The sequence below is a fragment of the Streptomyces sp. NBC_01217 genome, from assembly GCF_035994185.1.
In the GTDB taxonomy this organism is placed as follows: domain Bacteria; phylum Actinomycetota; class Actinomycetes; order Streptomycetales; family Streptomycetaceae; genus Streptomyces.
This window is the reverse complement of record NZ_CP108538.1, coordinates 996,668-1,022,402: the sequence shown is the minus strand read 5'-3', so window position 1 is coordinate 1,022,402 and position 25,735 is coordinate 996,668. Positions and strand designations below refer to the sequence as shown.

Below are 25,735 nucleotides of genomic sequence, written 5' to 3'. Positions count from 1 at the left end.
GGGGCGTAGCCCCTCCGGCATGGCCTCCACGTCCGGCCTCCGGGGCGGCACGGATCCATGAGGACCCTGAGCCCTCCCGACGTGGCCGCCACCGCCGTGAACCCGTCAGCCGGAGCCAGGCGTGGAGCTGGGAGTGGCGGGCGCGTCGACGGCCGGGCGAGCCCGCCCGGCCTGCGGTCGTGCCCCGTCGCTGTGGGCCCCGTTTGCCTGCCCGGTGGCACCGTCGTCGTAGGAGACGTCCACACCGGCCTTGCGGACGGAGCCGGAGCCGGGACCACCAGGCAGGTGCGAGGGGGAGGCGGCGATGCCGGTGTAGCGTCCGGCCTTTCCGGCGCCGTCTCCGTCCTGCGACGGCGTAGTCCAGCTGCATCGGCGTGCTGGTCGAGTAGTTGTGCCTCCAGGCCGCCCGGGAGTTCTCCGGGACCAGGCGGTACCGCAGCTCCTCGGGCGGCGGCGCGAGCGGGAATCGGGGCTGCCGATGGCGTCGGTGCCGGAGGCCCGGACGACGGTGTCGCCGTGGTAGAGGGTCACCGCGTTCCTGACGTCGGCGTTGCCGAAGGAGCGAGGTCGGCGAAGGAGGCCACTTCGCCCCCTGGCCCGGCGGGCCGCGCAACTGGCCGGGTAGCGCCGCCACTCGGAAGGCCTGGGGCCCCTCGTCGCTGAGTACTGCCTCGGCGCCACGGCTGTCGGTGGCGCACTCCTCGCGGCGTATCAGACCGCGGCGCTCCATGCGCCCGAGCCGGTGGGAGAGGCGGCTGCGGTCCCAGCCGAGGACCTTCGCCAACACGGAGGGACGCAACCGCGAGCGGTCGCCTCACTCAGTGCGAGCAGCACCGAATGGTCTCCCGAGGAGAGCGAGGATTCCCTGTGCAGACGCGTAGTGAGCTCGGCGCGGAGTGTCTGCGCGGTCTCGATGAAGTCGCGCCAGATCCGCAGCTCCTCGGCCGTGGGGTATGCCCTGTGTCGCCGACCCATTGCTGACACGCTCTCGATTGACACGTCAATCATATCGAGAGATACTTGACTAGTCAATGAAAAATCCGGATGGTCAGCCGTCCGGGAGCCGCCAGGGGAAGGACATCATGACGGCGAACCGCTCGCTTCGGCCCGCCCCTGATGCCGGCCTCGTCGGCGGACGCCCGCAGCGTTTCGCCGGCCACGTAGACCTCTACCACCGGGCGTTCAAGCAGTCCGGACACCACCCGCAACCCCGTCGGCCAGCACTCCTCAGGTCTCATCGCCAACACCGGCGGCACGCTCTGCGTCGGCTCCCCAGAGACCGTCGCCCGCAAGATTGCCAAGATCGCCTCGCCGGACCCGCGCTCGCGTGATCGGACTGCTGGGCCGCGAAGTCGCCCCGCGTGTGCGGGAACTGCTCACCAAGGAGCCCTCCCATGTCTGACCTCGTTCTCGGCCTGGACACGTTCGGTGACGTGCCCGTGGACGACTTCGGTGCCCTGCTCACCCACGCCGGGGCGATCCGGCAGGTCGTCGACGAAGCCGTTCTCGCGGACGACATCGGCGTCGACGTGCTCGCCGTCGGCGAACATCACCGCCCCGAGTGGGCGGTGTCCACGCCGGAGACCGTGCTCGCCGGTATCGCCACGCGCACCCGGCGCATCCGCCTTTCCTCGGGCGTGACCGTGCTGAGCTCGGACGACCCGGTCCGCGTGTTCCAGCGCTTCGCGACGGTCGACGCGCTCTCCGGGGGCCGCGCCGAGGTCATCCTCGGCCGTGGCTCCTCCACCGAGTCGTTCCCCCTGTTCGGTTACGACCTGAGTGACTACGAGGTGTTGTTCGAGGAGAAGCTCGACCTGTTCGTGCGACTCCTCAAGGAGGAACCCGTCACCTGGAAGGGCACCGTACGGGCTCCTCTGAAAGACGCCGAGGTCTTCCCCCGGACCGAGTCCGGACACCTGACGACCTGGGTCGGTGTCGGCGGCTCGCCCCAGTCGGTCGTCCGCACCGCGCGCCACAACCTTTCGCTGATGCTCGCGATCATCGGCGGTTCCCCCGAGCGCTTCGTCCCCTACGTCGACCTCTACCGGCGCGCGACGGCCCAGTTCGGCACCACCGCCCATCCGGTGGGCATGCACTCGCCGGGCTTCGTCGCCGACACCGACGAAGAGGCCCGGGAGGTCTACTGGCAGCCGTACCGGGAGATCCGCGACCGCATCGGCGCGCTGCGCGGCTGGCCGCCGCTGCGCCGGTCCGAGTACGAGGCCGAGATCGAGCACGGCTCCCTCTACATCGGCTCACCCGAGACGGTCGCTCGCAAGATCGCCGGTGTCGTCCGCAAGCTCGGCGTCGGCCGGTTCGATCTCCTCTACACCGCGGGAGCGCTGCCTGTCAGCGCCCGCCTTCGCACGGTCGAGCTGTACGGCACGAAGGTGATCCCCCGGGTCCGCGACATGCTGGCCGGCTGACCCGAAGGAACCCGAAGGAATTCGATGGACATCACAGATGTGTGCACGATCGGCATCCTGGGCGCCGGCAAGGTGGGAACCGTACTGGCCCGCCGCGCCCTGGCGGCGGGCTGTCGCGTGCTGATCGCAGGCTCGGGGGACGCCGACGCCATCGCTCTCACCGTGGAGGTCCTCGCCCCCGGCGGGGTCGCGGTCGCCGCGGCCGAGGCCGCCGCAGGGGCCGACGTGGCGATCCTGGCCCTCCCCCTGGGCAAGTACCGCAGCATCCCGGTGGAGGCGCTGCGGGGCAAACTCGTCCTCGACGCCATGAACTACTGGTGGGAAGTCGACGGCGTACGCGACGACTTCACCGACCCGCGCACCTCCACCAGCGAGATGGTCCAGGCGTTCCTGCCGGACTCCCGCGTGGTCAAGGCGTTCAACCACATGGGCTACCACGACCTCGGGGACGAGGCACGGCCCACCGGGGCTGCCGACCGCAAGGCGATCGCCATCGCCGGTGAACACCCCGACGACATGGCCACGGCCGCCCACCTGGTCCACGCGCTCGGCTTCGACCCCGTCATCGCCGGCTCCCTCGCCGACGGTGTGCGGCTGCAGCCGGGCACCGAGCCGTTCGGTGCCAGAGTCGGCGCCGACGAACTACGCGCCATGCTCGACCGGTTCCCGGAGACCGGGTACGGCCGAGAGGTGAGCAGGGCACGCACCGCTGTGCCGACCACGTCCGCCGAAGAGGCCTGACGTACCTGCCGGTCCCCTTGCGTACACCTGTCAGCCGTCCGGCGGACACGGATGAGGCTGGTCAACCGGTCCACGCTGCCGTCCCGGACGGGTCCGCCGGCTTCCCCGGCGCTGCGTGCAGCAGCGTGGCGGACTCGAATATGGACCGGGCGAGCAGATCGCTGACGACTGAATGCCGGCGCCGCTCGCCGAAGAGCGCCCGGAGCGTAGGCGTGAGGGGGGCTTGTTGCTGCGCTCCGCAGACAGTCGGGCCGCACCCGGCCCCGGTCAGGCGGCGGCTACGAGGCGGCCGCGACCGGGAAGGCCAGGACAGCGTGCTGCCGCGCGAGTCGTTCACTCGGTCATGTGGCGACCGAGGTTGCACTTGACGCCGTTCGGCTTCTGCAGGCCGACGTGCGCTGCTGAGAGGACAACTCGCATGCCGGTAGGTGCTGCTCGTCACCTCGCGCGACAGGTCAACGGCCTGAGGATCGAAATGGCGTCCCGAGCGGGGGAGGCGATGTCGGACACCCCATCAGCGGTCAGGCCTTCTTTGTGTCGAAGTTCACCTGGCCGCATCTGGTCCGTCGTGGTGGTGGCGTCATCATCAACGTCGCGTCGGTGGCCGGCATGATCGCGGGTTCGACACCGCCGATGATCGCGCATGCAGCGGCCAACGCCGGTGTCATCGGCATGACGCGGCAGCTCGCGCTGGAGGGTGCCCCCCTAGGCATCCGTGCGGTGGCGATCAGCCCGGGCCCGGTCCTGACCCCGGCCAGCGACCGTGACCTGGGGGACAACCAAGCCGCTCGGGACGCGATCATCGGCAAGACGCTCCTGAGGCGTTTCGCCCGCCCCGAGGAGATCGTCGAGCTGGCCGCGTTCCTCGCTTCGGACCGAGCGGGCTACATCACCGGCGCCAACTACGTTGTCGACGGCGGTGCGAGCGCCTGGTAATACGACCCTGTGCTCATGCTCAGACGTAGCAGCGTTCTGTCCCGGCGAGGTCGGCCGTGCTGAACCCCGACCGGGACAGCTGCATGTGGCGGCCGTGCGTGAAACCCCGGCACACATCGCCAAGATCGGATGCGGGTACGCGCCGGCCCGCGCATCGATGGCACATTCCTGTGTCGGCGCTCGTCGTCGGACCACCACTCTGGCCGAGGGCCCGATCGGCATCGGCCCGGAATGCGGCACCTCGCCATCATGCAGCTTCGACCGACACGAAGGTCCACTCCGGCGATCGACGTCACCCACCTCATGCGGTGCGCTCGCGCCCCAGGCGCCCGGCCACATGCAAACCTGCGCGAACAGGACCCCGATTGGGCGTCGAGCGGCTTCAACGCCTTTTCGATCCCGCAGGAGGTCTCGTACGCCACCGCCCGTGGAGGCCTCCTCCCGGCACCTCCGACAGCCGCTTCACCTCTGTGGGCATGGGCGCGATCGAGCGGTTCATGCGCCCGGTCACCGTCGACGGCCGGTCGCAGGGACGCAACGCGAGAGCTGCGAGGAGGTGAGCAGCAAGCTGATCGGCCCACGGGACCTCGTGTCGTACACCGCCACGAGCACCGACGGGGAGGTCATCCAATCTCTCGGTCCCGCACCGTACGGGCTGATCGTCTGCACGCCCCAGGGAGTGAGTCTGTCAGCACCGAGTCAGCACGCCGTCGACCCGGTGCTGGTTCCGTGCTGACTTCGAGGAACAGATTTGTGGAGAACCACAAGTCATAGCCCTGATCGAATGAGCGGGTGGTCGGCGGCGCTGCGGATGCCGTCTCCAGGTCGTCGGGGTCACCGCAGTGATCCCCGCGCCAGGCATCATTCGTGTTCGTCGAGCCAGATCACGATCCCGGTCCAGTCGTTGAGCACGGCCGCGACGCCCGCCCTGATGGCGGACGCGCAGCGTCCGGCGGTGAACGAGTCGGCGTCGTACGCCGAGGACGTGCCGAGCCCTTCGCCGCGGAACGACGCGCCGGACCAGTCGACCGCCGTGACGTTGTGGGTGGGCTCGGCCAGCTCCGCGCCCACGACGAGGAATTGTTGTGACAGGTGGTTCGCAGTGACCGTCGAGAGAGGGTCAATGAGGTCGTTGCCCGCGCTGACGATGAGGTCCGGCCCCATCTCAAGGGCGCTGACGATGCTGGGGAGAAGGTCGGCCGGGCCGTCGGCGACCACCGTTCTGAGGTCGACGTCCTCGTTCTCGGCCCAGTCCTCGACCGCCGTCACAAGGGTCTTGGTCGGGCGGTCGTCACCCGCGGTGAGGAGCACCACGCGGTAGCCCTTTGACGGGTGGACCCCGGTCCAGGAGCCGGGCCTTGGAGTGGCGGTCGCCTCCGGGGCGGGCGGAGACGAGTGGTCGATGAACCCGGAGTCGAGAGTACCGATGGCGGTGGGCTCGGGATGCGGCCGTGACCAGTCGTCGCCGGAGCTGCATCCGGTGAGCAGCGCGGCGGCCGCGGCCAGCGCGGCAGCGGCCCGAAGCGAGGGGCGCAAGGCGAACGTCCTTCGTGTGGTGGTGGATGGTGCGCCTACATCCTCCTATCCCATTTCCTGTCGCTTTCCTCCACGGGTGCCGTTCTCGGCTTTGTTCTTCCGTAATTCGCCGACGGGCCGGATCGTGTTCACCCGTGACATGGAACGTGCACTGGCAACCTCAAGGAGCCCTCATGTCACAACGGGTCCGCCTCGGCATCATCGGGATCGCTGCGGCGGTAATCGCTTTTCTGGGCGTCGGGCAGCCGGCGTTCGCCCACGGGTTCACCTCGGTCGTGTACGCCCATGTCACCGCAGGCGACGAGGGTCATATACGGACGAAACTGAAGCTCGAATACGACCTCTTCGTCGCGTCCACCGCCGACTCCGAGAACGACGATCCACTCTTCCGGACAGGAAACGCCGCGTTCGAGTCCGGTGACACCGAAGGACAGGCCGCGGCACTCAACGCCCATTCGAAGTCGGCGATGAGGTATGTCGCCGATCGCTTCTCGGTCACCTCGGACGGCAGGGCATGCACGCCGGCACAGGTCGGCGACTTCACGATGACCCGGAAGGAGGACGTGCCGTACGCCGCTCTGCTGCTCGACTGGACCTGTACCGAGCAGGGCGACGATCGCGTACTGCGCAGCGGGCTGTTCCCCGACTCAGAGGACTACGTCACCGGTACCAAAACGATCGTCACCTACGACATCGACGGCCGCTCGGGAAGCGCCGCGCTCGACGCCGCTCATCCGTCCTTCTCGTTGGGTCAGTCGTGGTACGCGCGGTTCTGGGAGTTCTTCAGCCTGGGCGCCGAGCACCTGCTGACCGGGACCGACCACATCCTGTTCCTGCTGGCGCTCATCGCCGGGTCACGCCGTCTGCGCGAGATCGTGCTCGCGGCCACGAGTTTCACCCTGGCGCATTCGGTGACGTTCATGCTCGCCGCTCTCGGCCTGGTCGACGTTCCGGCGAAGGTCGTGGAGCCCGTCATCGCGCTGTCGATCGCCGTGGTCGCCGGCTGGTACCTGTGGCGGATCTGGCGGCGCGGTGGCCATGCCACCGACCTCGAGGCGGTGGAGGGCAGCCACTTCGGCCTGGACCGTGCGGGCTGGACCCGCCTCGGGGTCGTGTTCTGTTTCGGCCTCGTGCACGGCCTGGGCTTCGCGGGCGCACTGGGGATCGACCAGGCGTGGTCGTGGACCCTGCTGTGGTCCTTGCTGGTGTTCAACGTCGGCATCGAGGGCGTGCAACTGGCGATCATCGCCATCGTCTTCCCGCTGCTGACCCTGGTGCGCCACCGTGCACCGACGGCCGGTCTCTGGACCACCGGCGCGATCTCCGCGGGCGTGGCCGTCATGGGGTTGGTGTGGTTCGTGCAACGGGTGTCCGGGTTCTGAAACCAGATCAGACTCCGTAGAAAGTTCAACCAATGCCGAGATCGCATTTATGGCTGGTTAACCGGGCGATGAGAGCTTAACGGTCTCCATTCATGCACCTTACTGTGCGCAAAAGGAACGAAAAACCGATGAATCTGAGAACCCCGACGCAGGCCTCCGGGCCTGTGCGGCGCCGTGTGGCCACAGGCGCCACAGCGGCATTCCTGGGCCTGGCAGTGGCCATCGGCGGCGGCATGGCGTCCCCCGCCGCCGCTGACGAGACCGCCTCGCTCACCGGCATCATCCTCGGTGTGGGCGCCAACGAGACCCAGCGCACCGTGACTTGGTACTCCTCGGCCGACACCGCGCAGAAGCTCCAGGTCGCCCCGACCGCGGAGCTCGTCAACGGCGAGTTCCCGGCCGGCGCCGACACCTTCGACGCCATCGGCGGAGCGAACATCGCCACCAGTGGCGGCTTCAACCGCCACGCGACGATCACCGGCCTGAAGGAACACACGGCGTACTCCTACCGTGTCGGTACCGAGGGCAACTGGTCCACGGCGTACTCCTTCAAGACGCAGGACTTCGAAGGCGACTACGACTTCCTGTTCTACGGTGACCCGCAGATCGGCTCGTCCGGCGATCTCGCCCAGGACCAGGCCGGCTGGCAGGACACGGTCGACGTCTCGCTGAAGGCCAACCCCGACGCCGAGCTCCTGGTGTCGGGTGGTGACCAGGTCGAGAGCGCCAACAACGAGTCCCAGTGGAACTCCTTCCTCGCCCCGGACCAGCTGCGCCAGTACCCGTGGGCCGCCACCATCGGCAACCACGACGTCGGCGGCAAGGCCTACGAGCAGCACTTCTCCACGCCGAACACCGACAATTCGGCTTTGTACTACAAGGACGGGGCGACGTCCACCACGTCCGGCGGTGACTACTGGTACATCTACAAGGATGTCCTGTTCATCGACCTCAACAGCAACAGCTACGACGAGGCGAAGGGCGGCGGCGACGCAGCCCACACCGCCTACGTCACCGACGTCATCAACAAGCACGGCAACGAGGCCAAGTGGAAGGTCCTCGTCTACCACCACGCGATCTACTCCCCGGCCAGCCACGCCAAGGACAGCGACAACAAGAAGAGGCGTGTCGACTTCCCGACAACGTTTTCCAAGCTCGGCGTCGACATGGTCCTCCAGGGTCACGACCACAGCTACTCCCGCAGCTACCTGATCAAGAACGGTGAGAAGGCGAACCCGGACGAGAAGCCCGGGGCCGCTGATGTGTATCCGGGTCCTGGTGGTGTCGTCTATGTGACGGCGAACTCCGCCTCGGGCTCGAAGTACTACGACATCACCACGCCTGACAACAGCGGGACGAGCGGCGCCGGCAACGGCGCCGACCCGCTCAACCCGAAGAACTACTGGTACAACTCGGTCCAGAACCAGGAGCACGTCCGCTCCTACGTGAAGGTCCAGGTGCGCAACGACAAGCTCGTCGTCGAGAACCTCCGCAGCAGCACCTGCGCGGCCCCGAACTCGGATGCCGCGCCGTGCAACAACACCCCCGCCGACCAGCCCGTGGGCTCGCTCGTCGACAAGGTCACTGTGCACCCGTACAACGGCGACAGCCAGTCCCTCCAGGTCAACGTGCCGAACGCCGCTCCGGGTGAGTTCGGCTGGACGATCGACGGCTACAACGGTCTGGTGGACCTCGGCACCGCCCAGGAGCGCAACGGCGACCACTTCGAGGCGAGTGGCAAGATCAACCCGATCCTCGTGTCCGACAGCCGTCGCTCGCTCGCTCCGTGGTCGGTCTCGGCCAATGTGAGTGACTTCAAGGACGCCGACAAGACGTTCTCCGGCTCCTACCTCGGTTGGGCACCGCACCTCCTCGACGGCGGCGCGGGTGCCATAGCCGGCGAGCCGGTCGCTTCCGGCTACGACGACCAGGGCAAGGGCCTGTCCGTCTCGCGCGGTCTCGGTTCCGCCGAGCAGGGCCACCCCCGGGGTTCGGCCAAGCTGGGCGCGGACCTGGGTCTGAAGATCCCGGACAGCGTCGAAAAGGGTGGCTACCGCGCCACCCTGACGATCACTGCGCTGAGCAGCTGATCCGACCCGTTCCACCTGACGGGGTGGGCACCTTCCGGTGCCTGCCCCGTCTCAACCGGCGGGGTGGGCGCCTTCGGGTGTCCTGCCCCGCCTCCTGCTCCAGGAGAACCCCGAGATGCACGCGCCCGTAATACGCCGGACGACCACAGTCGCCGCCCTCATCCGTACCGCCGTCCTGGTCCTGCTCACTGCCTTCGCGGTCGCCGGCCTGTCCGCCGGCGCAGCTCAAGCGGAGGACGGCAACGTCACCTGGACGGTCAGGACGGCCTCGAACAGCTACGGCGCCGACCGGTCCAGCTTCAGCTACAACGTCAACCCCGGTGGACAGCTCAAGGACACGATGGCCGTCGCCAACCGCGGCAAGTCTCCGCTTGAACTCGCGGTCTACGCCGCCGACGGCTTCACGACCGACATGGGCCGGCTCGACCTGCTCACCAAGGACAAGAAGTCCGTCGGAATCGGCGCCTGGGTTCACGCCGGCCGTGACACCGTCGTGATCCAGCCCGGTAAGTCCGCCGAAGTCCCCTTCACGGTCAACGTTCCCGACAACGCCACGCCCGGCGACTACGTGGGCGGCATCCTCACCTCCCTGAAGCAGTCCGACGACGCCGAGGGCATCAACGTGGACCGGCGCCTCGGCATCCGGGTCAAGCTGCGGGTCAGCGGCGAACTCAAGCCGAAGCTCGCGATCGAGGGCCTCCAGGTGGACTACGCCGGCTCGCTCAACCCCTTCGCCAAGGGCGACGCCACCGTCACCTACACGATCCACAACACCGGCAACGCCATGCTGTCGGCCAAGCAGGCGGTGTCGGTCTCGGGCCCGTTCGGATGGCTGCGGGCCGACGCCGGCGGTATCGCCCCGCCGCCGGAGCTGCTCCCCGGTGAGAGCTGGAAGGTGAAGGTGCCCGTCCACGGCGTGGCGCCCGGAGTCAGCCTGGCCGCGACCGCGACCCTCACGCCCGTGCTCGCCGACGCGTCGGGCTCCACCGCCCTGCTCAAGCCGGTCCAGGCCACGGCACACGGCTGGGCCGTTCCGTGGACGCTGTTGCTGCTGCTCGTCGTGGTGATCGCGGCCATCGTCGGGGCGCTCGTCCTCTCCCGCCGCAACCGCGTACGGCGCAGACTGCGCGAGGACGCCCGCGTACGGGAAGCCGTCGAGCAGAGGCTCCGCGACCAGCAGACGCACAAGAGCTGACCGTCCGAGTGCGTCGACGAACGCGACCCACCGGTCAGCGCCCGACAGTGCCGTCCGGCAGATGAAGTCAGCGGGCGCGATCCGGACGGGGTGATCGCGCAGCCTGACCCGGGATGTCGGCGGGTGTGCTGCTGAGGAGTGCTTGCCGGGTGAAACGGATGGCGTACGGCAGGGCGGCCCGGGTGAGAGCGTTCGCGCCGGAGGCGTGGGCTGCGGCTCCGATGACGGGCTCCGCGCATGCGCCGACGCGCCGCAGGACAGCGGGACTCCACAACCGGCTCGTGTACCGCAGAGCCGGGCGCAGAAGACCGGTGGCGGGAAGGTCGGGGAGGGCCAGGGCCAGGGTCCGGTCTTCTGCGCCGGGGCGCGGCCAGGTCAGTTCGATGCGCATGAGACGGCCTCCACGGGAGGTAGTGGACCTGACGTCGTTCCGGCCGGTCAGGCACAGTGCAGTGTTCGGTGGGTCGGCCGACGGGTGCGAGGCCGCGGACGGGCGGCGGCGTCGGTGAGCGATCCGCGACGACCCGCTGTCGGGACCGGACAGTCGGTCTCCTCGAAATTGCCGCAGCCGGGATGGCCCGTGGCGTTGGGGCATCCACCGCCCGTTACCTCACTTGGCGGCAGATGGGTATGTCCAGGCTTGCCGGAGTTACGCGATCTTGTCAAGGTTGCTGAAAGGTGAGAGGCGTCACGGCCACGTGCCGTCGGTCACCCCGGCTCCACGGAGAGAGAGCGACCATGACTGACAGTTCCCATGCGTCCGATTCAGGGGACACGAAGGTGCGGCACCCCGTCCAGGACACACTGACGCACCCCATGCGGACCGTGACGACAGCAGTGGAGAGGGTCCCCGGCGCGGATCGGGTGAAGGGGGTCGTCGACGGTGTCCTGGACTCCGTCGGGATCGTCTCGCCGCATGCACGGCGTGTCGCGGCGTACACCGGTGCCGGACTGCTTGGCGTAGCCGGTGTGGTCGAGTGGCCGGTGGCCATGGCGGGCGCCGCGGTGGTGTGGCTCACGCAGTCGCGTCCGAAGGATTCCGCCACAGCCCCTGCCGCCGGCGAGGCCCGTACCGAAGGACTGCGGGCGAAGCGGGCCGCCAGGTCGGCCAAGGCGCAGTCCACCGCGAGGCCGGCGAAGACCCGCGCGGCCAAAGCATCGACCGCCTCGAAAACGGCGAAGAAGCGTCCGGCCAAGTCATCGGCCGCCTCCGGGACGACGAAGCCCCGCGCGTCCAAGCGTGCCGCCACGAGCGCCACAGGACCGTCGCGTGTCAAGGCAGGTGGGCGGAAGAAGTCCTGAGGCCGCCTCCCACCCGCTGTTACGACCGTTCCGTGCCCGGCGCCTGTCAGGACAGTTCCGCGCCCAGCCCGTGCGGCAAGCCCGCGAAGGTGAAACATGCTGCTCCGCTTGCTGACCGGGCTGCCCGCCGTGGCCCTCCAGAGCGCCTTGGCGGTGCCGGTCCAGGCCACCCGCAAGATCGCCCCGCCGGCCGCGGATGCGGCGCGGTCGGCCGCTGAGTTCATGAACGCCGCTGCGCGCGGCGCGGTGGACGGAGCGGCGGCGGTGTCGGCGACCGCGCTGCGGGTCGGCCGGGTCGCCCGCAACGCGATGACTCCTCAGGTCGGATACTGGCGCGCCGGATCCCGGATGCACCTCGCCCTGGATCACCACCCGGACGCGCCCGTTCGAACCGTGGAACGACTCGAAGCCGCTGCCAGAAAGGTGGCCTTGGAGCTGGCCGAGCACCCTGACGTGCTGATCGCCTACTGGGATGGCGGCCTGGGGCGGCTGGTCGTGCAGACCACCGACGACGCGGTCGGCGAGCGGGTGGTGGACAAGGTGTCCGAACTGGCCGCGGGACACGGGCTTGTGCACGTCGGCGACCAGACGCTGGAACACGTGCACCCGGGCGCCGCCGGAGGCGTGCGCGCCGGCGCTGTCGCCCTGGCGTGCGACGTGGCGGGCATCGGCGTCGCAGTCGCGGCACGGGCGGCGTTTCTCAAGAGCGCGCCGGAGGCCGTGGTGGCCGCTGTCGTCATGATGCGCGAGGACTCGCGAGTACGCGCGGTGCTGAGCCGTGCGCTGGGCCCGGATGCGGCCGATCTGGTGCTGGCCGCGGCTTACGCGGCCGTCTGCGGGATCGGGCAGTCGCCGAGCCCGCTCGTGCTCGACGCGGCACTGCGGACCGCCCAGTTGGTGGAGTCGCTTGCTCAGCTCGCGACGTTCGACGCCGTACACGACACGCTGTGCGCCCCGGACCGGCTGACGGTTGCCGACACCGACGTCGTACGTCCGCCGCTGCGTTCGTGCCCGGGCGAGGAGTATGCCGCCGCCGCGGTCAACGGGATGCTGGGCGGCGCCGCCACCAAGCTCCTGTTCACCCGCAGCCTCGACGAGGCGGCCGAGACCGTACTGGCCGGTTCACCCAAGGCCGCACGCTACGGCCCGGCGGCCTTCACCGCGGCTCTCGGCAGTGCCCTGGCACGCGAGGACGTGCTGGTCCGCGACCCCGAGCGGCTGCGCCGACTGGAGCTCGTGGACACCGTGGTCATGCATCCCGGAGCGCTGCGCAGCACTCGGCGCACCGTGCTTGAGGTCCACCCCAGCAGGACCGGCTGGGATCACCGCCGGCTGTGGCAGGAAGCCACCGCGGCCCTGAGCGCATCCGACGACGTGGCAACGCCTCCCGAGGAGCCGCGCATCGGCCTTCGCCCGGTGCCCGATGAGACGGCGTCGGACGCGGGACTGATGATCGCGTCGGTTCGCGGAACGGACGTCGGCACCGTTTTGGTCGGCTGGGAGGTCGACCCCATGGCCGAAGCCGCGCTGGACGCAGCACGCCGAGCCGGTCTGCACGTCGTGGTGGTGGACGACTGCTCGCTCGGCGAGTTCGGAACCCTGGCCGACCAACTCGCCTCTGCCGAGGTCCCGTTGGCCGAGGTGGTGACCGCCCTGCAGAACGAGGGGCGAACGGTTCTCACGGTGGCGCGCGTCGCGCACGACCGGGCGGCAGCCCAACGGAAGTTGACTGCCGCCGCCCATGACGTACTCGACGGACTGCTGCGCAGCGACGTCGCCGTCGCAGTCACCGACGAACGCAGCGCTGTCGTCTGGGGCGCCGACCTTCTGCCCCTGCGCGGACTGGAGGGCGTGTGGCGGCTGCTGTCCGCCGTGCCTGCGGCGCGGGCGGTCAGCCGGCGTGCCAAATTCTGCGCCGAGGCGGGCGCCACGCTCTCCGAGCTGCTGGTACTCACCCGGGGGGCCCGGTCGCAGCGTGTTCCCTTCCCCCTCGAAGTGCGGCTCAGCCCCGTCAATATCGCCACCGGCGCGGCCCTGGTCATGGGCTGGTGGGCCGCACTCGGTGTGGCCGCCGGTACGACCCCCCACCCCACTCCGCGGGTGCCCTGGCACGCACTGCAGCCCGAGCAGGTCATGGCCCGGCTGGCGAAGGCATCGCGTGCCGCGCCCACCGCCCTGACGGCGGTACGGACCCGGGCCGGCCACATCGCGGGCGCCGCTGCCGCGCACCCGGTCTTCGCGCCCGCACGGGTGAGCGCGCGTCTGGCCGACGCCGTGTGGGCCGAACTGGACGACCCGTTCACCCCGGTCCTGGTGGTCGGTGCCACCGCGCAGGCTCTGCTGGGATCCGCGGTGGACGCGTTCCTTGTCATCACCGCCGTGGCGGTGAACGCCCTGGTCGGCGGGGTACAGCGATTGCGTGCGGAGCGGGCGCTGTCCGCGCTGGTGACCGGGCAGCGGCGAACCGCCCGGCGACTCGCCCACCCGTCAGCGGGGGAGGCATCCGTCGTCGAGGCCGAACGACTGGCGCCCGGCGAGATGATCGAGCTGCGCACCAACGATGTGGTGCCGGCCGATGCGCGGCTGCTGGAGGTCAGTGGCTTCGAGGTGGACGAGTCCTCGCTGACGGGCGAGTCGCTGCCCACCCGCAAACAAGTCGCCGCCGTACCGCAGGCGTCCGTCGCCGACCGCAGCTGCATGGTGTTCGAAGGCACCACGGTGGTGGCGGGCCGAGCCCGGGCGGTGGTCGTGGGCACGGGCGACCAGACCGAAGCCGGCCGGGCGGCGTCCCTCGCCGCCCGCGTCCCCGCCTCGGCGGGGGTTCAGACACGGCTGCACCGGCTGACCCGCCGGGTGCTGCCGCTCACCCTCGCAGGCGGCGCCGCGGTGGCCGGGCTGTCCCTGCTGCGCGGCCACCCCGCGCGCACAGCCCTCCAGGGCGGACTGGCAGTCGCGGTGGCCGCCGTACCCGAGGGCATGCCTCTGGTGGCGACCGTCGCGCAGATGGCCGCGGCACGGCGGCTGAGCAAGCTCGGCGTCCTGGTACGCACGCCACGCAGCCTGGAGGCGCTCGGACGCGTGGACACCATCTGCTTCGACAAGACCGGGACCCTCACGGAGAACCGGTTGCGAGTCGTCCGCCTGATCGCCGGCACAGGCACCGAGCACCTGGCCGACGCCCCCGAGGCGGAACACATCCTCCGCATCGCCGCCCGGGCCTGCCCCCGTGTTGCCGAACAGCCGGGAGTCCACGCGCACGCCACCGACGAGGCGGTCCTGGCAGCAGCCCCGCCCGAGGCGGGGTGGACCGCCGTGCAAACCCAGCCCTTCGAGGCGAGCCGGGGTTACGCAGCAGCCACCGGAAGAGAAGCGGACGGCGCCGGCATGCTGGTCGTCAAGGGCGCGCCGGAAGTCGTGCTGCCCTGCTGCCCGGACACGGATCCGGCAGCCGTCGAGGAGGCACACTCCCTCGCCGGCCGGGGCCTGCGGCTCCTGGCCGTCGCCCAGCGCCGTCTCGCGACGGACGACGAGGCGAGGGAGGCACTGGACAAGCCCCTCGAACTGCTGGAACTCATCGGGTTCGTGGCGCTGGCCGACACCCCCCGCGCCAGTTCCGCTCCGCTCGTGGCCGGTCTCGGAGAGGTCGGTGTACGACCCGTCATGCTCACCGGCGACCACCCGCAGACCGCCCGCTCCGTGGCAGTCGCCCTGGGCTGGCCCCCGGATGTCACGGTCGTCACCGGCATCGAGTTGGCTTCGCTGGACCGGGCGGGACGGGCCCGTCTGCTCCGGGACTGCGGCGTCGTGGCCCGCGTCGCACCTGAGCAGAAGCTCCAGGTCATCGAGGCGCTCCGGGAGGCGGGTTGCGTCGTGGGCATGGTCGGGGACGGCGCCAACGACGCCGCCGCCATCCGCGCCGCCGATGTCGGCGTCGGAATCGCCGCGCGCGGATCGGCAGCCGCGCGCAACGCCGCAGACCTCGTGATCACCAACGACGAACTGTCGGTTCTCATCGACGCCATCGGCGAGGGCCGGGCCCTGTGGCGCAGCGTGGCCGACGCGATCAGCATCCTGCTCGGCGGGAACGCCGGAGAGGTCGGCTTCTCCGTACTGGGCACACTGCTGTCCGGCACTTCGCCGCTGTCGACACGTCAGTTGCTGCTGGTCAACCTGCTCACCGACATGTTCCCGGCGATGGCGGTCGCGGTCACCCCTCCCGACCCGGAACCTGCCGGCGAGCCCACCGCGGCCGACACGGAACCCGTGGGCTTCGCCGTCCTCGGGCAACCGCTGACACGCCAGATCCGCCATCGCGGCCTGATCACCGGTATCGGCGCGGCCATCGCATGGCTCATCGGCACCCTCACCCCCGGTTCTGCACGACGCACCAGCACCATGGCCCTGTGCGGTGTGGTCGGGGCCCAGCTCACGCAGACCGTCGCCGGACGCCGCCACAGCCCGCTGGTCCTGGCCACGGCCCTCGGTACGGCCGCCGTGCTCGTCGGCCTCGTTCAGACACCCGTCGTCAGTCACTTCTTCGGGTGTACGCCGCTGGGCCCACTGGCCTGGGCCGGAGTCGCCGTCGCGGTCGGCACCGCCTCCCTCGGACCGCGCGTACTGCCACCGGCCGAACAACTGCTGGCCGACCTCGCGTCCCGACTGCGTCCCGTGGTCCGGCTCGTCCGCTGAGACCCCGCACGAACGGCGGTCGAAAGCCGGTCCGTACGACATCGAACCGGCGATCCGGCTCCTGCGTCAGGCTTCCTCCGCCGGGAGCGCGTACAGGCGGGGGAGGTTCACCACGATCGCCTCCTGGGTGCTGCGGGCGATCACGACCACGGCCTCCTCGGCCGGGTCGGGGTTCTCCTCGCGGTGCGGCACGAACGGCGGGACGAAGATGTAGTCACCGGGTGAGGTGCGCAGCCGTACCTCCTCCGGTTCGTCGCCCGAGGCGTCCAGGAAGACGAACTCGGGGTGTCCGCTGACCACATGGATCGCGGTCTCGGATTCGCCGTGGTGGTGGTCGGAGGAGGAGGTCGCGGGCGCCACGTGGGTCTGGCCCATCCACAGCTTCTCGGAGCCGACGGTCTTCCCGCTGACGGCGGCGAACCTGCGCATGCCGCCGGTCTGGGCTGTGTCGCCGTCCAGGGCATCGGCGCGGATGTGGTGTCCGCTACGGCCGGGCCCTGGAGTTCGTCCAGGTCGCCCGCGGCCTGTGGGACTCCTACGAGGACGACGCCTTCCCGGCCGACGTGGCACGCGACGTCTTCCTCGACCCGGCGAAGCTGCACGAACTCAACCACGCCGGGGAACACTTCAAGGTCGCAGGACCGCTCAACCTCTCCCGTTCGCCCCAGGGACAGCCGGTCATATTCCAGGCCGGGGTCTCCGACGAGGGCCGCGACCTCGCCGCGCGGGTGGCCGAGGGCATCTACGCCCCGGGCGGCTCCCTGGAGCAGGCGCAGGAGTACTACGCCGACATCAAGAGGCGTACGGCCTCCTACGGGCGCAATCCCGACCACATCAAGGTCTTCATCCACGGCGGCCCGATCGGCGGCGCGACCGACGAAGCCGCCAGGCGCCGCGAGCGGGAGATCTTCGAGGAGGACAACGGCTTCGAGCGCAACCTCGCGCTCCTGGGCCGTTCCTTCGGCGCGTACGACTTCAGCGGGCACGACCTCGACGCCCCCACCGACGAGGTGCAGCGCCCCTGGGCGGACGCGTACCTCGCCGCCTGGGACCAGCCGCGCCGGCCACGGATCGGGCTGTCCCGGTTCGTGTTCCCCGCGAAGGACAGGCGCACCGCGCTCCAGCAGATCGGCGACGACGTCCACCGGGCCGCTCTGCGCATGGCGCAGAGCGGTGCCTTCCCCGAGGGCCTGGGGAGGGACGAGGCGCTGCGCCGCTTCCACTCGTTCCACGGCGCCCCCGAAGAGATCGTCGCCGCACTGGTGCAGGAGAAGGTCCTGCCCCTCGCAACCGATCTGATCACCCAGTTCAACCCCGCCGTCCCCGACCACGACGCCGCGATCCGAGCCCTTGAGCTCATCGCGACCGAGGTGGCACCCGCCTTGGGCTGGCGGCCCGCGACCGAGCCGGAGCCCCAATCCGCAGGAGTATGAGATGACCGAGTACACCGACCATCACGCACCCGAGGGTCTGCGCACACGCGGCACGATCGTCGTGGTGCCCGGCCGGGGCGAGACCCGGGCGACCTACGCCCGGTTCGGCAAGCGGCTCGCCGCCGACGCCTACCGCGTCCGCGTCGTCGACGCCCCGGACCTCGACGCCGACGACCTGACCGGCTCGCTCATCCGCTTCGGCGCACGGCTCGCCGACGCCGTCGAGGACACCGCGGCGCAGGACGGTGTCGTCCGCCCCGTCGTGCTGGTGGGGGCCGGCACCGGCGCCGGCGCCGTCGCCGCGCTCCTCGGCCGGGAAGAGACCCCTGCCGCCCCGCGGCCGGACGCCGTCGTTCTCGCCGGGCTTCCGGGCCATGCGGCCACCGCCGCCGGTACGTGGGACCACGAACTCGACGTACGCACCTTCTGTCCCGTCCACCGGGGCACGCTCACCGACGACTCCGAGGTCCGGCGGGGCTCGCTCGACGACGCGGTGCCGGACGCACTGCTCACGGCCGCGTACGACAGCGAGGTCGACGTCCCTGCGCTGATCCTCATCGGCGACGCCGATCCGCTCGCGGATCGCGACGCACTCGTCCGCGCGGCGAAGTCACTGCCACGCGCCCGCCTTTCGGTGGTCCGCGGCGCGCATCACGACGTCCTGAACGACTTGCAGCACCGCTCGGTCGCGGCCGAGACCGTCACCTTCCTGGAGACCCTGCGCAACGACCTGGTGCCGGTGATCGCGGTGGACCCGAGCGCATGGTGAGCGCCGGCGAACCGATCCGGCCCACCCGGTAGTCACTCCTGACCCCCGAACCCGAAAGGTCTTCCCATGGCCGCCATTCTGTCCGTCTCCGGAAGCCCCTCCGCCACCTCCCGCACCGCACGGCTTCTGCGCCACCTGGACGACCGGCTCCGGCACCAGGGCCACGACGTGACCCCGCTGGACGTGCGCACCCTGCCCGCCGACGCGCTGCTCGGCGCCGACTTCCGGCACCCGGCCGTCGTCGCGGCCACCGCGCTGTTCGAGCAGGTGGACGGGGTGGTCATCGGCACCCCCATCTACAAGGCCGCCTACTCGGGGCTCCTGAAGTCGCTGCTCGACCTGCTCCCGCAGTATGCGCTGACCGGCAAGACCGTGCTGCCGCTGGCCACCGGCGGCAGCACGGCCCATGTCCTGGCCATCGACTACGCGCTGCGCCCGGTGCTGAGCTCGATGGGCGCCGCACACATCGTCCCGGGCTGGTTCACGCTCGACAAGGACATCACCGTCGGCGACGACGGCACGCTGACCGTCGCGCCGGGCGCCGCCGAGGCGCTGGTCAAGGTCACGGACGGGTTCTCCGTCGCGCTGGGCGGCCGTACGACGGTGCTGGCGCCCACCGGCTGAGCACCGCGGCCGTCATCACCCGCTTGGTGGACGAGAGACCCTAGGTCTGACGGTCCTGGAGCTGATGGTGGTCGCCGTTGCGGTCGCCGGTCTGCAGGCCCAGGCGCCGTCTCCACCGTTTCGGTGGTGCGGGGGCGGGGGCCCAGGCACCGGCGGCCACCTCCTCGGAGTTGAGTACGTCGTCGCCGTAGAGATCCTGCAGCCAGTTGGTCTGGTAAATGGTGTCGAGGTAGCGCTCACCGAGGTCAGGACTGACGGCCACCGAGGTGATGTCGGGCGCGTCGTGCCGGGCCAGCCAGCTCGTCGCGCCGCTGACCACCGTGCCGGTGGAGCCGCCGAACAGGAAGCCTCGCCTGGCCAGACGGTGGCAGGTGCGGATGGTGTCCGCCTCCTCGACACGTATCACCTCGTCCACATAGGACTCGTCGAGCAGAGGCGGGCGCATGCTCATCCCCAGCCCTGGAATCATCCGCCGGCCCGACGCCCCGCCGAAGGACACCGAGCCGACGCTGTCCACCGCGACGATTCGCACCGGCCGGTGCCACCCACGGAAGTAGCGCGCGCAGCCCATCAGCGTCCCGGTGGTGCCGGCCCCGACGAACAGCACGTCCAGCTGCGGGAACTGGCGGGCGATCTCCGGTCCCGTCCTGCGGTAGTGCGCCTTCCAGTTGCTCGGATTGGTGTACTGGCTGAGCCACACGTACCGGTCGTCGGAGGCGCACAGCGAGCGGATGAACTCGATCCGCGCGCTGAGGAAGCCGCCGTTGGCCTCCTGTCCGGCGATCACGTGCACCTGGCTGCCCAACGCCTCCATCATCATCCGGGTCGACAGGCTGCCTCGGGAGTCCGTCACGCACAGGAACCGGTAGCCCTTGCTCGCCGCGATCATGCTCAGAGCCACGCCGAGGTTTCCGGAGGAGGACTCGACCAGGATCGAGTCCGGCCTCAGGATTCCCTCCCGCTCTGCGGTCTCCACCATCTCGGTGGCGGCCTTCAACTTGATCGAGCCGGCGAAGTTGAAGCCCTCGCACTTCAGGAAGAGGGAGTGCCCGAAGGTCGGCCGGAGGTCGACATAGAGTTCCTCCTCGTTGAAGGCGTAGGGAACGGATATGACGGGCACGATGATCTCCTCTGTCTGGAGCAGAGCGCTTTCAGAACGTCCGTCCGACCGTGGGCGGGCTTCTCGCCCGTGCGGCCGGTCCCTCCCGGGACCGGCCCGGGTCAGGATGCCGGGGCTCCCGGTCCGTTCATCCGTACCGGCTCAGCTCGTGGAAGAAGTCGTCGACGACGTGCAACTCCCCGCAGCGGACCACCTCGTCGTAGACGTACTTGCCGACCGCGAGGTCGAGCACCCCGAGGCCGAAGGGCGAGAACACCGCCGTCCGGTCCGCGGGAACCGACACCCGCCCGGCCATCACGTCGTCCAATGTGCCGTGCAGGAACTCCCGGCCGCCCGTGAGCTGTTCGGCCAGATGCGGCGAGGTGTCGGCCTTCAGACAGTGCTCGATGTCATCGACGATATTGGTCGAGGCGAGCAGGATCTCCGGCGCGAGGTCGCGCAGCGACACATGCAGCACCACTGGATGATGCGCGAACCACGAGGGGTCGCTGACATGGGGCTGACCGGCGACGGTGGCGAAGACCACCAGGTCGCTGTTGCGGATCAGCTGCTCGGCACCGTCGTGCACGGTGATCCGGCCGGTGGTGCCCGACTGCTCCAGGTAGCACCGGAAGCCGGCCGCGCTGTCGGCGGACAGGTCGTGCACACCGATCTCGTCGAACGACCAGCCGGTGCCGACCAGGAAGGTGTGGATGTAGCGGGCGATCAGGCCCGTCCCGAAGAACCCGACACGCGCCGGTCGCGGCCGGTCGCGGCTGAGCCAGTTCGCCGCCGAAGCCGCCGACGCGGCCGTCCTGGTGGCGCTGATGATCGAGCTCTCCAGGCAGGCGAACGGATAGCCGGTGTCATGGTCGTTGAGGATCAGCACAGCCGAGGCCCTCGGGACGCCGGCCGCCACGTTCTCCGGGAAGCTGGAGATCCACTTCACACCGTCCACCCGCACCGTCCCGCCGATCGAGGCGGGCAGCGCGATGATCCGGGAGGACGGACGGTCGGGGAAACGCAGGAAGTACGACGGCGGATTCACCGAATCACCGGCGCCGTGCGCCCGGTAGGTGGCCTCGGTCAGCTCCACGATCCGCTTCTCGTTCCCGTGCAGGGCGCGCCGGACCTGGGCACCGGAGATCACCGCGAACGGCGGCACGGTGACCGGCGAGGCGGTCGCGTCCTCTGTCGCGGGGGAACCGGTGACGGTCATCCTGTGCTCACCTCGACGGTCGGCGAGCAGTCGGCCAGTCGCACCGGGTCGGCCATGGCGACGAGCACTTCGCGCGGTCCCTCGAAGGGCTCCCGGCTGTGCGCGGTGCGGACGTTGTCGACCAGCATCAGGTCTCCGGCCAGCCACGGTTCGCGGACGGTATTGGCCTCGTACACGTCGTTGAGCAGTTGTACGACGTCCTCGCCGATCGGGTCGCCGTTGCCGAAGCGGGTGTTGAACGGCAGCCCGTCGGCGCCGTAGACGTCCACCAGGTACTCGCGCACCTCGGGGGCCATCGTCCACTCGTTGAGGAACGCGATCTGGTTGAACCAGCAGCGCCGGCCGGTGACCGGATGACGCACCACGGCACTGCGGCGCTGGCTGGTGCGCAGTCCGCCGTCGGGCTGCCACTCGAACCCGATCGCGTTGGCGCGGCAGTAGCTCTCGACGGCGCCCCGGTCGTCGGTGCCGAACGCCTCGGCGACGGACGCCCCGATCTCGTCGTTGTAGCTGCGGGTGAGCAGCCAGCCCTCCCGCTCGAACCGCTCGGTCAGCCCGGCGGGCAGTGCGTCGAGCACGGCCGGTGAGTCGGCCACCGCGGTCGCCCCGCCCTCGGTGGGCGCGCCGACGCAGGCGAACATCATCAGGCCGGGGAACTCAAGCGTGTAGCTCAGTTCGTGGTGCATGCACATCGGCTGGTTCGACGGCCACTTCGTCGAGGAGTACACGCCGTCCGAGTACGTCTCCCGGGGCGCGAAGACCTCCTTCTCGGCCATCAGACCGCCTGCCAGCCTCGAAAAGACGGCGCCGGTCCCGGCCACGTCGCGCAGCCCGAGTCCGCGGACCAGGACCGAACCGTGCTCGGCGACGACAGCGCGCAGCGCGTCCCGGTGCTCGGCGGCCCAGCCCGGCGCGTCGCCGGTGGTTGCGGCCCGCAGGATGGGAGGCCTGCCGGGTTCCCGTTCCACGTCGACCAGCGACGCCGTGGATATGAACGACATATCGGTTCCTTTCAGTCGCCGCTCAGGAAGAGGCGAACAGTTCGGCGGCGCGCAGCACGGCCTGCGCCGCCTCGGCCGGACGGGTGCGCAGGAAGTAGTGGCCGCCGTCGGCGAGTTCGTGCAGGTCGACCTGTTCGGCCAGGAGCTGCCAGTCGCGGTACCGGCGCCGGTACTGCGCCGTGCCCGGGTCGTCGGCGGCGACGACCACGGTGACCGGCGCGGACAGCTTCGGCGCCGGCGGGCTGTCCAGGGCGTCGGCGAAATAGCGGTGCGCGGATACGCAGTCGTGCCGGTAGGTCGCACCGGCGTGCTCGGCGTGCCTCGCATCCAGCTCACCGAGCTCGGTGTATCCGCCGCCCGCGCCCAGCTCTGCGGCGATCGCGGCGTTGCTTCGCCCCGTCAGCCCGGCGATGGCGGCGCGCCGGTCGGCGGCGTTGCCGAGCAGCTGCGCGGCGAGGAACACCCGCTGGACGTCCACCCCGCGCTCCTGCAGCTTTCTGGCCGTCTCCACGGCGAGCGCGGTGCCCGAGGAATGTCCCCACAGCAGGACGCCGGTCAGGCCACGCCGGACGATCTCGTCGACGACCTGCTCGACCACCTCGGCCATCGACGCGAGCGGCTCGCTCTCGGCCGTCACGTCGTGACCGGGCAGCTCCACGGCGTAGACCGCAAGGCCGCCGTCCGGCAGCGCCCCGGCCATCGGCCTGAAGTCCACCGCGTTGCCGCCGGCGTAGGGGAAGCACACCAGGGCAGCGGCGGCCTGCGCACCGTCCGGTTCCGACAGCGACTGGAGCAGCCCGGAGCGCCGCTGGGACCTGCCGTCGACCAGCCCGGCCAGATCGGCCAGGACCGGATGAAGGGTGACGTCCTTGAGGGACACCGCACGGTCCAGGGTGATCGCCAGCTTGACTGCCGACAGCGATGTGCCGCCGCGGTCGAAGAAGTGGTCCTGCCGCCCGATCCGGTGCTGCGGGATGCCGAGCACCTTCGCCCACGCGGCCGCCAGGCGCAGTTCGGTCGGTGTGTGCGGCGCGCGGAAGTCGTCCTGGATCACATCGAGTTCTCCGGCGAGCGTCCGAAGAACCTTCCTGTCAATCTTGCTGTTGGTCGTCAGCGGCAGACTCTCTCGCCAGTGGAAGGCCGACGGGACCATGTACTCGGGCAGCGACTCACCGAGCCGCTCCGGCAGTACGCCCTCCTCCAGTGGCCGCCGACCGGAGTAGAACGCCACCAGGCGCTTGCTCCGACCGGCCCGCTCGGCGACCACCACCGCGCCGTCGCGAACACCGGGCACCCGCAACAGCGTGTTCTCGATCTCGCCGATCTCGATCCGGAAACCACGGATCTTCACCTGGGTGTCCTTGCGGCCGAGGAACTCCAGCTTGCCCCCGGGCTGCCAGCGGCCGTAGTCGCCGCCCCGGTAGAGCCGGGCGCCCGCACGGTGCGGATCGGACAGGTAGGCCTGCCGGGTGAGTTCGGGGTCGTTGACGTATCCGCGGCCGACGCAGAGGCCGGAGAAGACGATCAGACCGGGGGCGCCGAGCGGTACCGGAGCCAGGTGCTCGTCGACGACGTGGACGCGCACGTTATTGATCGCGCGACCCAGCAGGACCCGGCCCCCGTCGGGCACTCGGTCCATGACCTCGTGGTTGGTGTCGTCCGAGGTCTCGGTCAGCCCGTAGGCGTTGACCAGTCTGATCCCGGGCTGGGCGGCGAACCAGCGCTGCACCAGCCCGGTCTTCAGTGCCTCGCCGGTGACCGACACGCACCGCAGGTCAGGCAGTTCGCGGCGCTGCTGCGTCAGACAGGACACAACGACGTCCAGATAGGAGGGAACGACCTGGAGTACGGCGACCCGGCCGTCGACGATCTTGTCGACGAACCGCTGGACGTCCAGGATCACCTCCTGCTCCACCAGCAGGGTCCGACCCCCGACCAGGAGCCCGGACACCAGCTGCCACAGTGAGATGTCGAAGCACTGGGGTGCGGTCTGGGCGACCACCTGTCCCTCGCCGATCCCCAGGTCGTCGATCTTGGCGTAGAGGTGGTTGAGCATGCCCGCGTGCTCACACATCGCGCCCTTCGGCTCACCCGTGGAGCCGGAGGTGAAGTAGATGTAGGCGAGCTGGTCCGCTGCCACGCGGACGCCCAGATCGTCGTCGGCATGGCCCTCCTCGCGGGCCGCGCCGACGAAGAGCTTCTGGACCCCGGGCAGCGAGCCGAGGGCCCGGTCGAGCGTTGCGGCGCTGCCGGGCTCGGTCAGCACGAGCCCGCACCCGGCGCGGGAGAGCATGGCCGCGAGGCGATCGGCCGGGAAATGCGGCTCGATGGGCAGGTACACACCTCCGGCCTTGAACACGGCGAGGACGGCGGCCATCCAGTCCAGGTTGCGCTCGGTCACCACCGCGACGACGCCCTCGGGGCGCAGCCCCCGCGCGAGCAGGGCCCGTCCCACCCGGTTGGCGCGCGCGTTGAGTTCGCGGTATGTCAGCCGCCGCTCCCCGTGCACCGCCGCGACGGCGTCCGGGTGCATCGCCACCCGCTGCTCGAACAGCTCGTGGAACCGGCGGTCCGGCAGCTCCCGGCGCGGACCGGCGAGCCCTTCCAACTGGAAACGGAACTCCTCGGCGGAGAGCAGGCTCTGCCGCCCGTGCTCGGCGTCCGGACCGGCGGCGATGAGCGCGAGTGCGGTGAGGTGGTAACCGGCGATCCTGACGGCGCAGTCCGCGTCGAGGGCGTCGGTCCGGTACCGCAGCCGCAGCACGAGCCGGCCGCCGCGCTGCGAGAAACCCACCCGCAGCACGGTGTCACCGGCGAGTTCACCGCCCGTGCCGTGCGGATCGAGCACGGCCTCCATCGGCACTTCGGCCAGGCCCAGTTCGCGCCTGAGCTCGTCGACCGGAAAGTCCTGGTGCGACAGCAGATCCGACACGGCCCGATGGGCGTCGCGCAGCAGCGTCCGCCACGAGGCGGATGCGGTGGTCAGCCGGCAGGGCAGCGGCAGACCACCCTCCGCGGTGACGTAGCCGGTCGCGACCTCGTGCTCGCCGGACAGGGCGGAGAGCACCTTGGCGTGCGCGGCCAGCAGCACCGAGTCGAGCGACACCGCCAGGTCCCCGGCCAGCCGGCCCAACGCCGCCACGACTTCGTCCGGAACCGTTGCCTCGTGTTCGTCGACACCCGTCACCGGATCGGTCGTCCACCGCGGGATCGCGGTGAATCCACCGGCGACGAGCACGGCGCGCCAGAACTCCCGGTCGGCCTGCACTTGTATTCCCATCTGGTCGTCCCAC

Annotated in this window: 18 protein-coding genes and 2 pseudogenes; 11 read left to right on the top strand and 9 right to left on the bottom strand. The window is 70.2% G+C overall.

All coding sequences use genetic code 11. The annotated features are described in order from the left end of the window. Positions 1–105: 105 nt before the first annotated feature. Entirely contained in the window at positions 106–531 is a 426-nt protein-coding gene (locus tag OG507_RS04170) for a hypothetical protein (protein ID WP_327365763.1), read from the bottom strand. Between the two features lie 205 nt (positions 532–736). Next, a pseudogene (locus OG507_RS40325) lies at positions 737–787 on the bottom strand (hypothetical protein); the annotation flags it as partial. 607 nt (positions 788–1,394) lie between these two features. On the opposite strand from OG507_RS40325, the gene OG507_RS04165 reads away from it, so the two are divergent. From OG507_RS04165 to OG507_RS04155, 3 genes are all read left to right on the top strand, one after another. Then, entirely contained in the window at positions 1,395–2,426 is a 1,032-nt protein-coding gene (locus tag OG507_RS04165; RefSeq protein WP_327365762.1) for an LLM class flavin-dependent oxidoreductase, read from the top strand. 24 nt (positions 2,427–2,450) lie between these two features. Further along, positions 2,451–3,167 carry an NADPH-dependent F420 reductase gene (locus tag OG507_RS04160; protein ID WP_327365761.1) on the top strand — a complete coding sequence of 239 codons (717 nt, stop codon included), beginning with the start codon at positions 2,451–2,453 and terminating at the stop codon, positions 3,165–3,167. A gap of 534 nt (positions 3,168–3,701) precedes the next feature. After that, positions 3,702–4,103 carry an SDR family NAD(P)-dependent oxidoreductase gene (locus OG507_RS04155; protein ID WP_327365760.1) on the top strand — a complete coding sequence of 134 codons (402 nt, stop codon included), beginning with the start codon at positions 3,702–3,704 and terminating at the stop codon, positions 4,101–4,103. An 861-nt stretch (positions 4,104–4,964) separates the two neighbouring features. Here the strand turns inward: OG507_RS04155 and OG507_RS04150 are convergent. After that, on the bottom strand, positions 4,965–5,639 hold the full coding sequence (locus OG507_RS04150; protein ID WP_327365759.1) for a hypothetical protein: 675 nt from the start codon (positions 5,637–5,639) through the stop codon (positions 4,965–4,967). Positions 5,640–5,812: 173 nt separating this feature from the next. Between OG507_RS04150 and OG507_RS04145 the strand changes: the two genes are divergently transcribed. The 3 genes from OG507_RS04145 (at position 5,813) to OG507_RS04135 (ending at position 10,306) form a co-directional block, all read left to right on the top strand. Continuing rightward, complete coding sequence (locus tag OG507_RS04145) at positions 5,813–7,021, top strand: HupE/UreJ family protein (protein ID WP_327365758.1); 1,209 nt, start codon at positions 5,813–5,815, stop codon at positions 7,019–7,021. A 128-nt stretch (positions 7,022–7,149) separates the two neighbouring features. Beyond that, entirely contained in the window at positions 7,150–9,111 is a 1,962-nt protein-coding gene (locus OG507_RS04140; RefSeq protein ID WP_327365757.1) for a metallophosphoesterase family protein, read from the top strand. A 115-nt stretch (positions 9,112–9,226) separates the two neighbouring features. Continuing rightward, positions 9,227–10,306 carry a WxL protein peptidoglycan domain-containing protein gene (locus OG507_RS04135; RefSeq protein ID WP_327365756.1) on the top strand — a complete coding sequence of 360 codons (1,080 nt, stop codon included), beginning with the start codon at positions 9,227–9,229 and terminating at the stop codon, positions 10,304–10,306. A gap of 67 nt (positions 10,307–10,373) precedes the next feature. Here the strand turns inward: OG507_RS04135 and OG507_RS04130 are convergent, their stop codons facing one another. After that, positions 10,374–10,697, bottom strand: coding sequence for a hypothetical protein (locus OG507_RS04130; RefSeq protein WP_327365755.1), 324 nt, complete (start codon positions 10,695–10,697; stop codon positions 10,374–10,376). Positions 10,698–11,044: 347 nt separating this feature from the next. On the opposite strand from OG507_RS04130, the gene OG507_RS04125 reads away from it, so the two are divergent. Further along, entirely contained in the window at positions 11,045–11,608 is a 564-nt protein-coding gene (locus OG507_RS04125) for a hypothetical protein (protein ID WP_327365754.1), read from the top strand. A gap of 96 nt (positions 11,609–11,704) precedes the next feature. Next, the gene (locus tag OG507_RS04120) at positions 11,705–16,297 is read left to right on the top strand and encodes a cation-translocating P-type ATPase (protein ID WP_327365753.1); all 4,593 of its coding nucleotides are present in this window, start codon (positions 11,705–11,707) and stop codon (positions 16,295–16,297) included. A gap of 66 nt (positions 16,298–16,363) precedes the next feature. On the opposite strand, the gene OG507_RS04115 is transcribed toward OG507_RS04120, so the two are convergent. After that, the gene (locus OG507_RS04115) at positions 16,364–16,867 is read right to left on the bottom strand and encodes a cupin domain-containing protein (protein WP_442810939.1); all 504 of its coding nucleotides are present in this window, start codon (positions 16,865–16,867) and stop codon (positions 16,364–16,366) included. On the opposite strand from OG507_RS04115, the pseudogene OG507_RS04110 reads away from it, so the two are divergent. The 3 genes and pseudogenes from OG507_RS04110 to ssuE all read left to right on the top strand — a co-directional run. After that, positions 16,780–17,730 (top strand): annotated as a pseudogene (locus OG507_RS04110) (LLM class flavin-dependent oxidoreductase); the annotation flags it as partial. The gene OG507_RS04115 and the pseudogene OG507_RS04110 sit on opposite strands and share 88 nt — an antisense overlap. Before the next feature lies 1 nt (position 17,731). Beyond that, positions 17,732–18,499 carry an alpha/beta hydrolase gene (locus OG507_RS04105; RefSeq protein ID WP_327365752.1) on the top strand — a complete coding sequence of 256 codons (768 nt, stop codon included), beginning with the start codon at positions 17,732–17,734 and terminating at the stop codon, positions 18,497–18,499. A 66-nt stretch (positions 18,500–18,565) separates the two neighbouring features. After that, the gene (ssuE, locus tag OG507_RS04100; RefSeq protein ID WP_327365751.1) at positions 18,566–19,123 is read left to right on the top strand and encodes an NADPH-dependent FMN reductase; all 558 of its coding nucleotides are present in this window, start codon (positions 18,566–18,568) and stop codon (positions 19,121–19,123) included. A gap of 40 nt (positions 19,124–19,163) precedes the next feature. Here the strand turns inward: ssuE and sbnA are convergent, their stop codons facing one another. From sbnA to OG507_RS04080, 4 genes are all read right to left on the bottom strand, one after another. Continuing rightward, complete coding sequence (sbnA, locus tag OG507_RS04095; RefSeq protein ID WP_327365750.1) at positions 19,164–20,243, bottom strand: 2,3-diaminopropionate biosynthesis protein SbnA; 1,080 nt, start codon at positions 20,241–20,243, stop codon at positions 19,164–19,166. A gap of 127 nt (positions 20,244–20,370) precedes the next feature. Continuing rightward, positions 20,371–21,441: a 2,3-diaminopropionate biosynthesis protein SbnB gene (gene sbnB / locus OG507_RS04090; protein WP_327365749.1), complete on the bottom strand. Its 1,071-nt coding sequence runs from the start codon at positions 21,439–21,441 to the stop codon at positions 20,371–20,373. Further along, complete coding sequence (locus tag OG507_RS04085; RefSeq protein WP_327365748.1) at positions 21,438–22,442, bottom strand: TauD/TfdA family dioxygenase; 1,005 nt, start codon at positions 22,440–22,442, stop codon at positions 21,438–21,440. The genes sbnB and OG507_RS04085 overlap by 4 nt, the downstream gene beginning before the upstream one ends. A 22-nt stretch (positions 22,443–22,464) precedes the next feature. Next, the gene (locus tag OG507_RS04080) at positions 22,465–25,722 is read right to left on the bottom strand and encodes a non-ribosomal peptide synthetase (protein ID WP_327365747.1); all 3,258 of its coding nucleotides are present in this window, start codon (positions 25,720–25,722) and stop codon (positions 22,465–22,467) included. Positions 25,723–25,735: the final 13 nt, after the last annotated feature.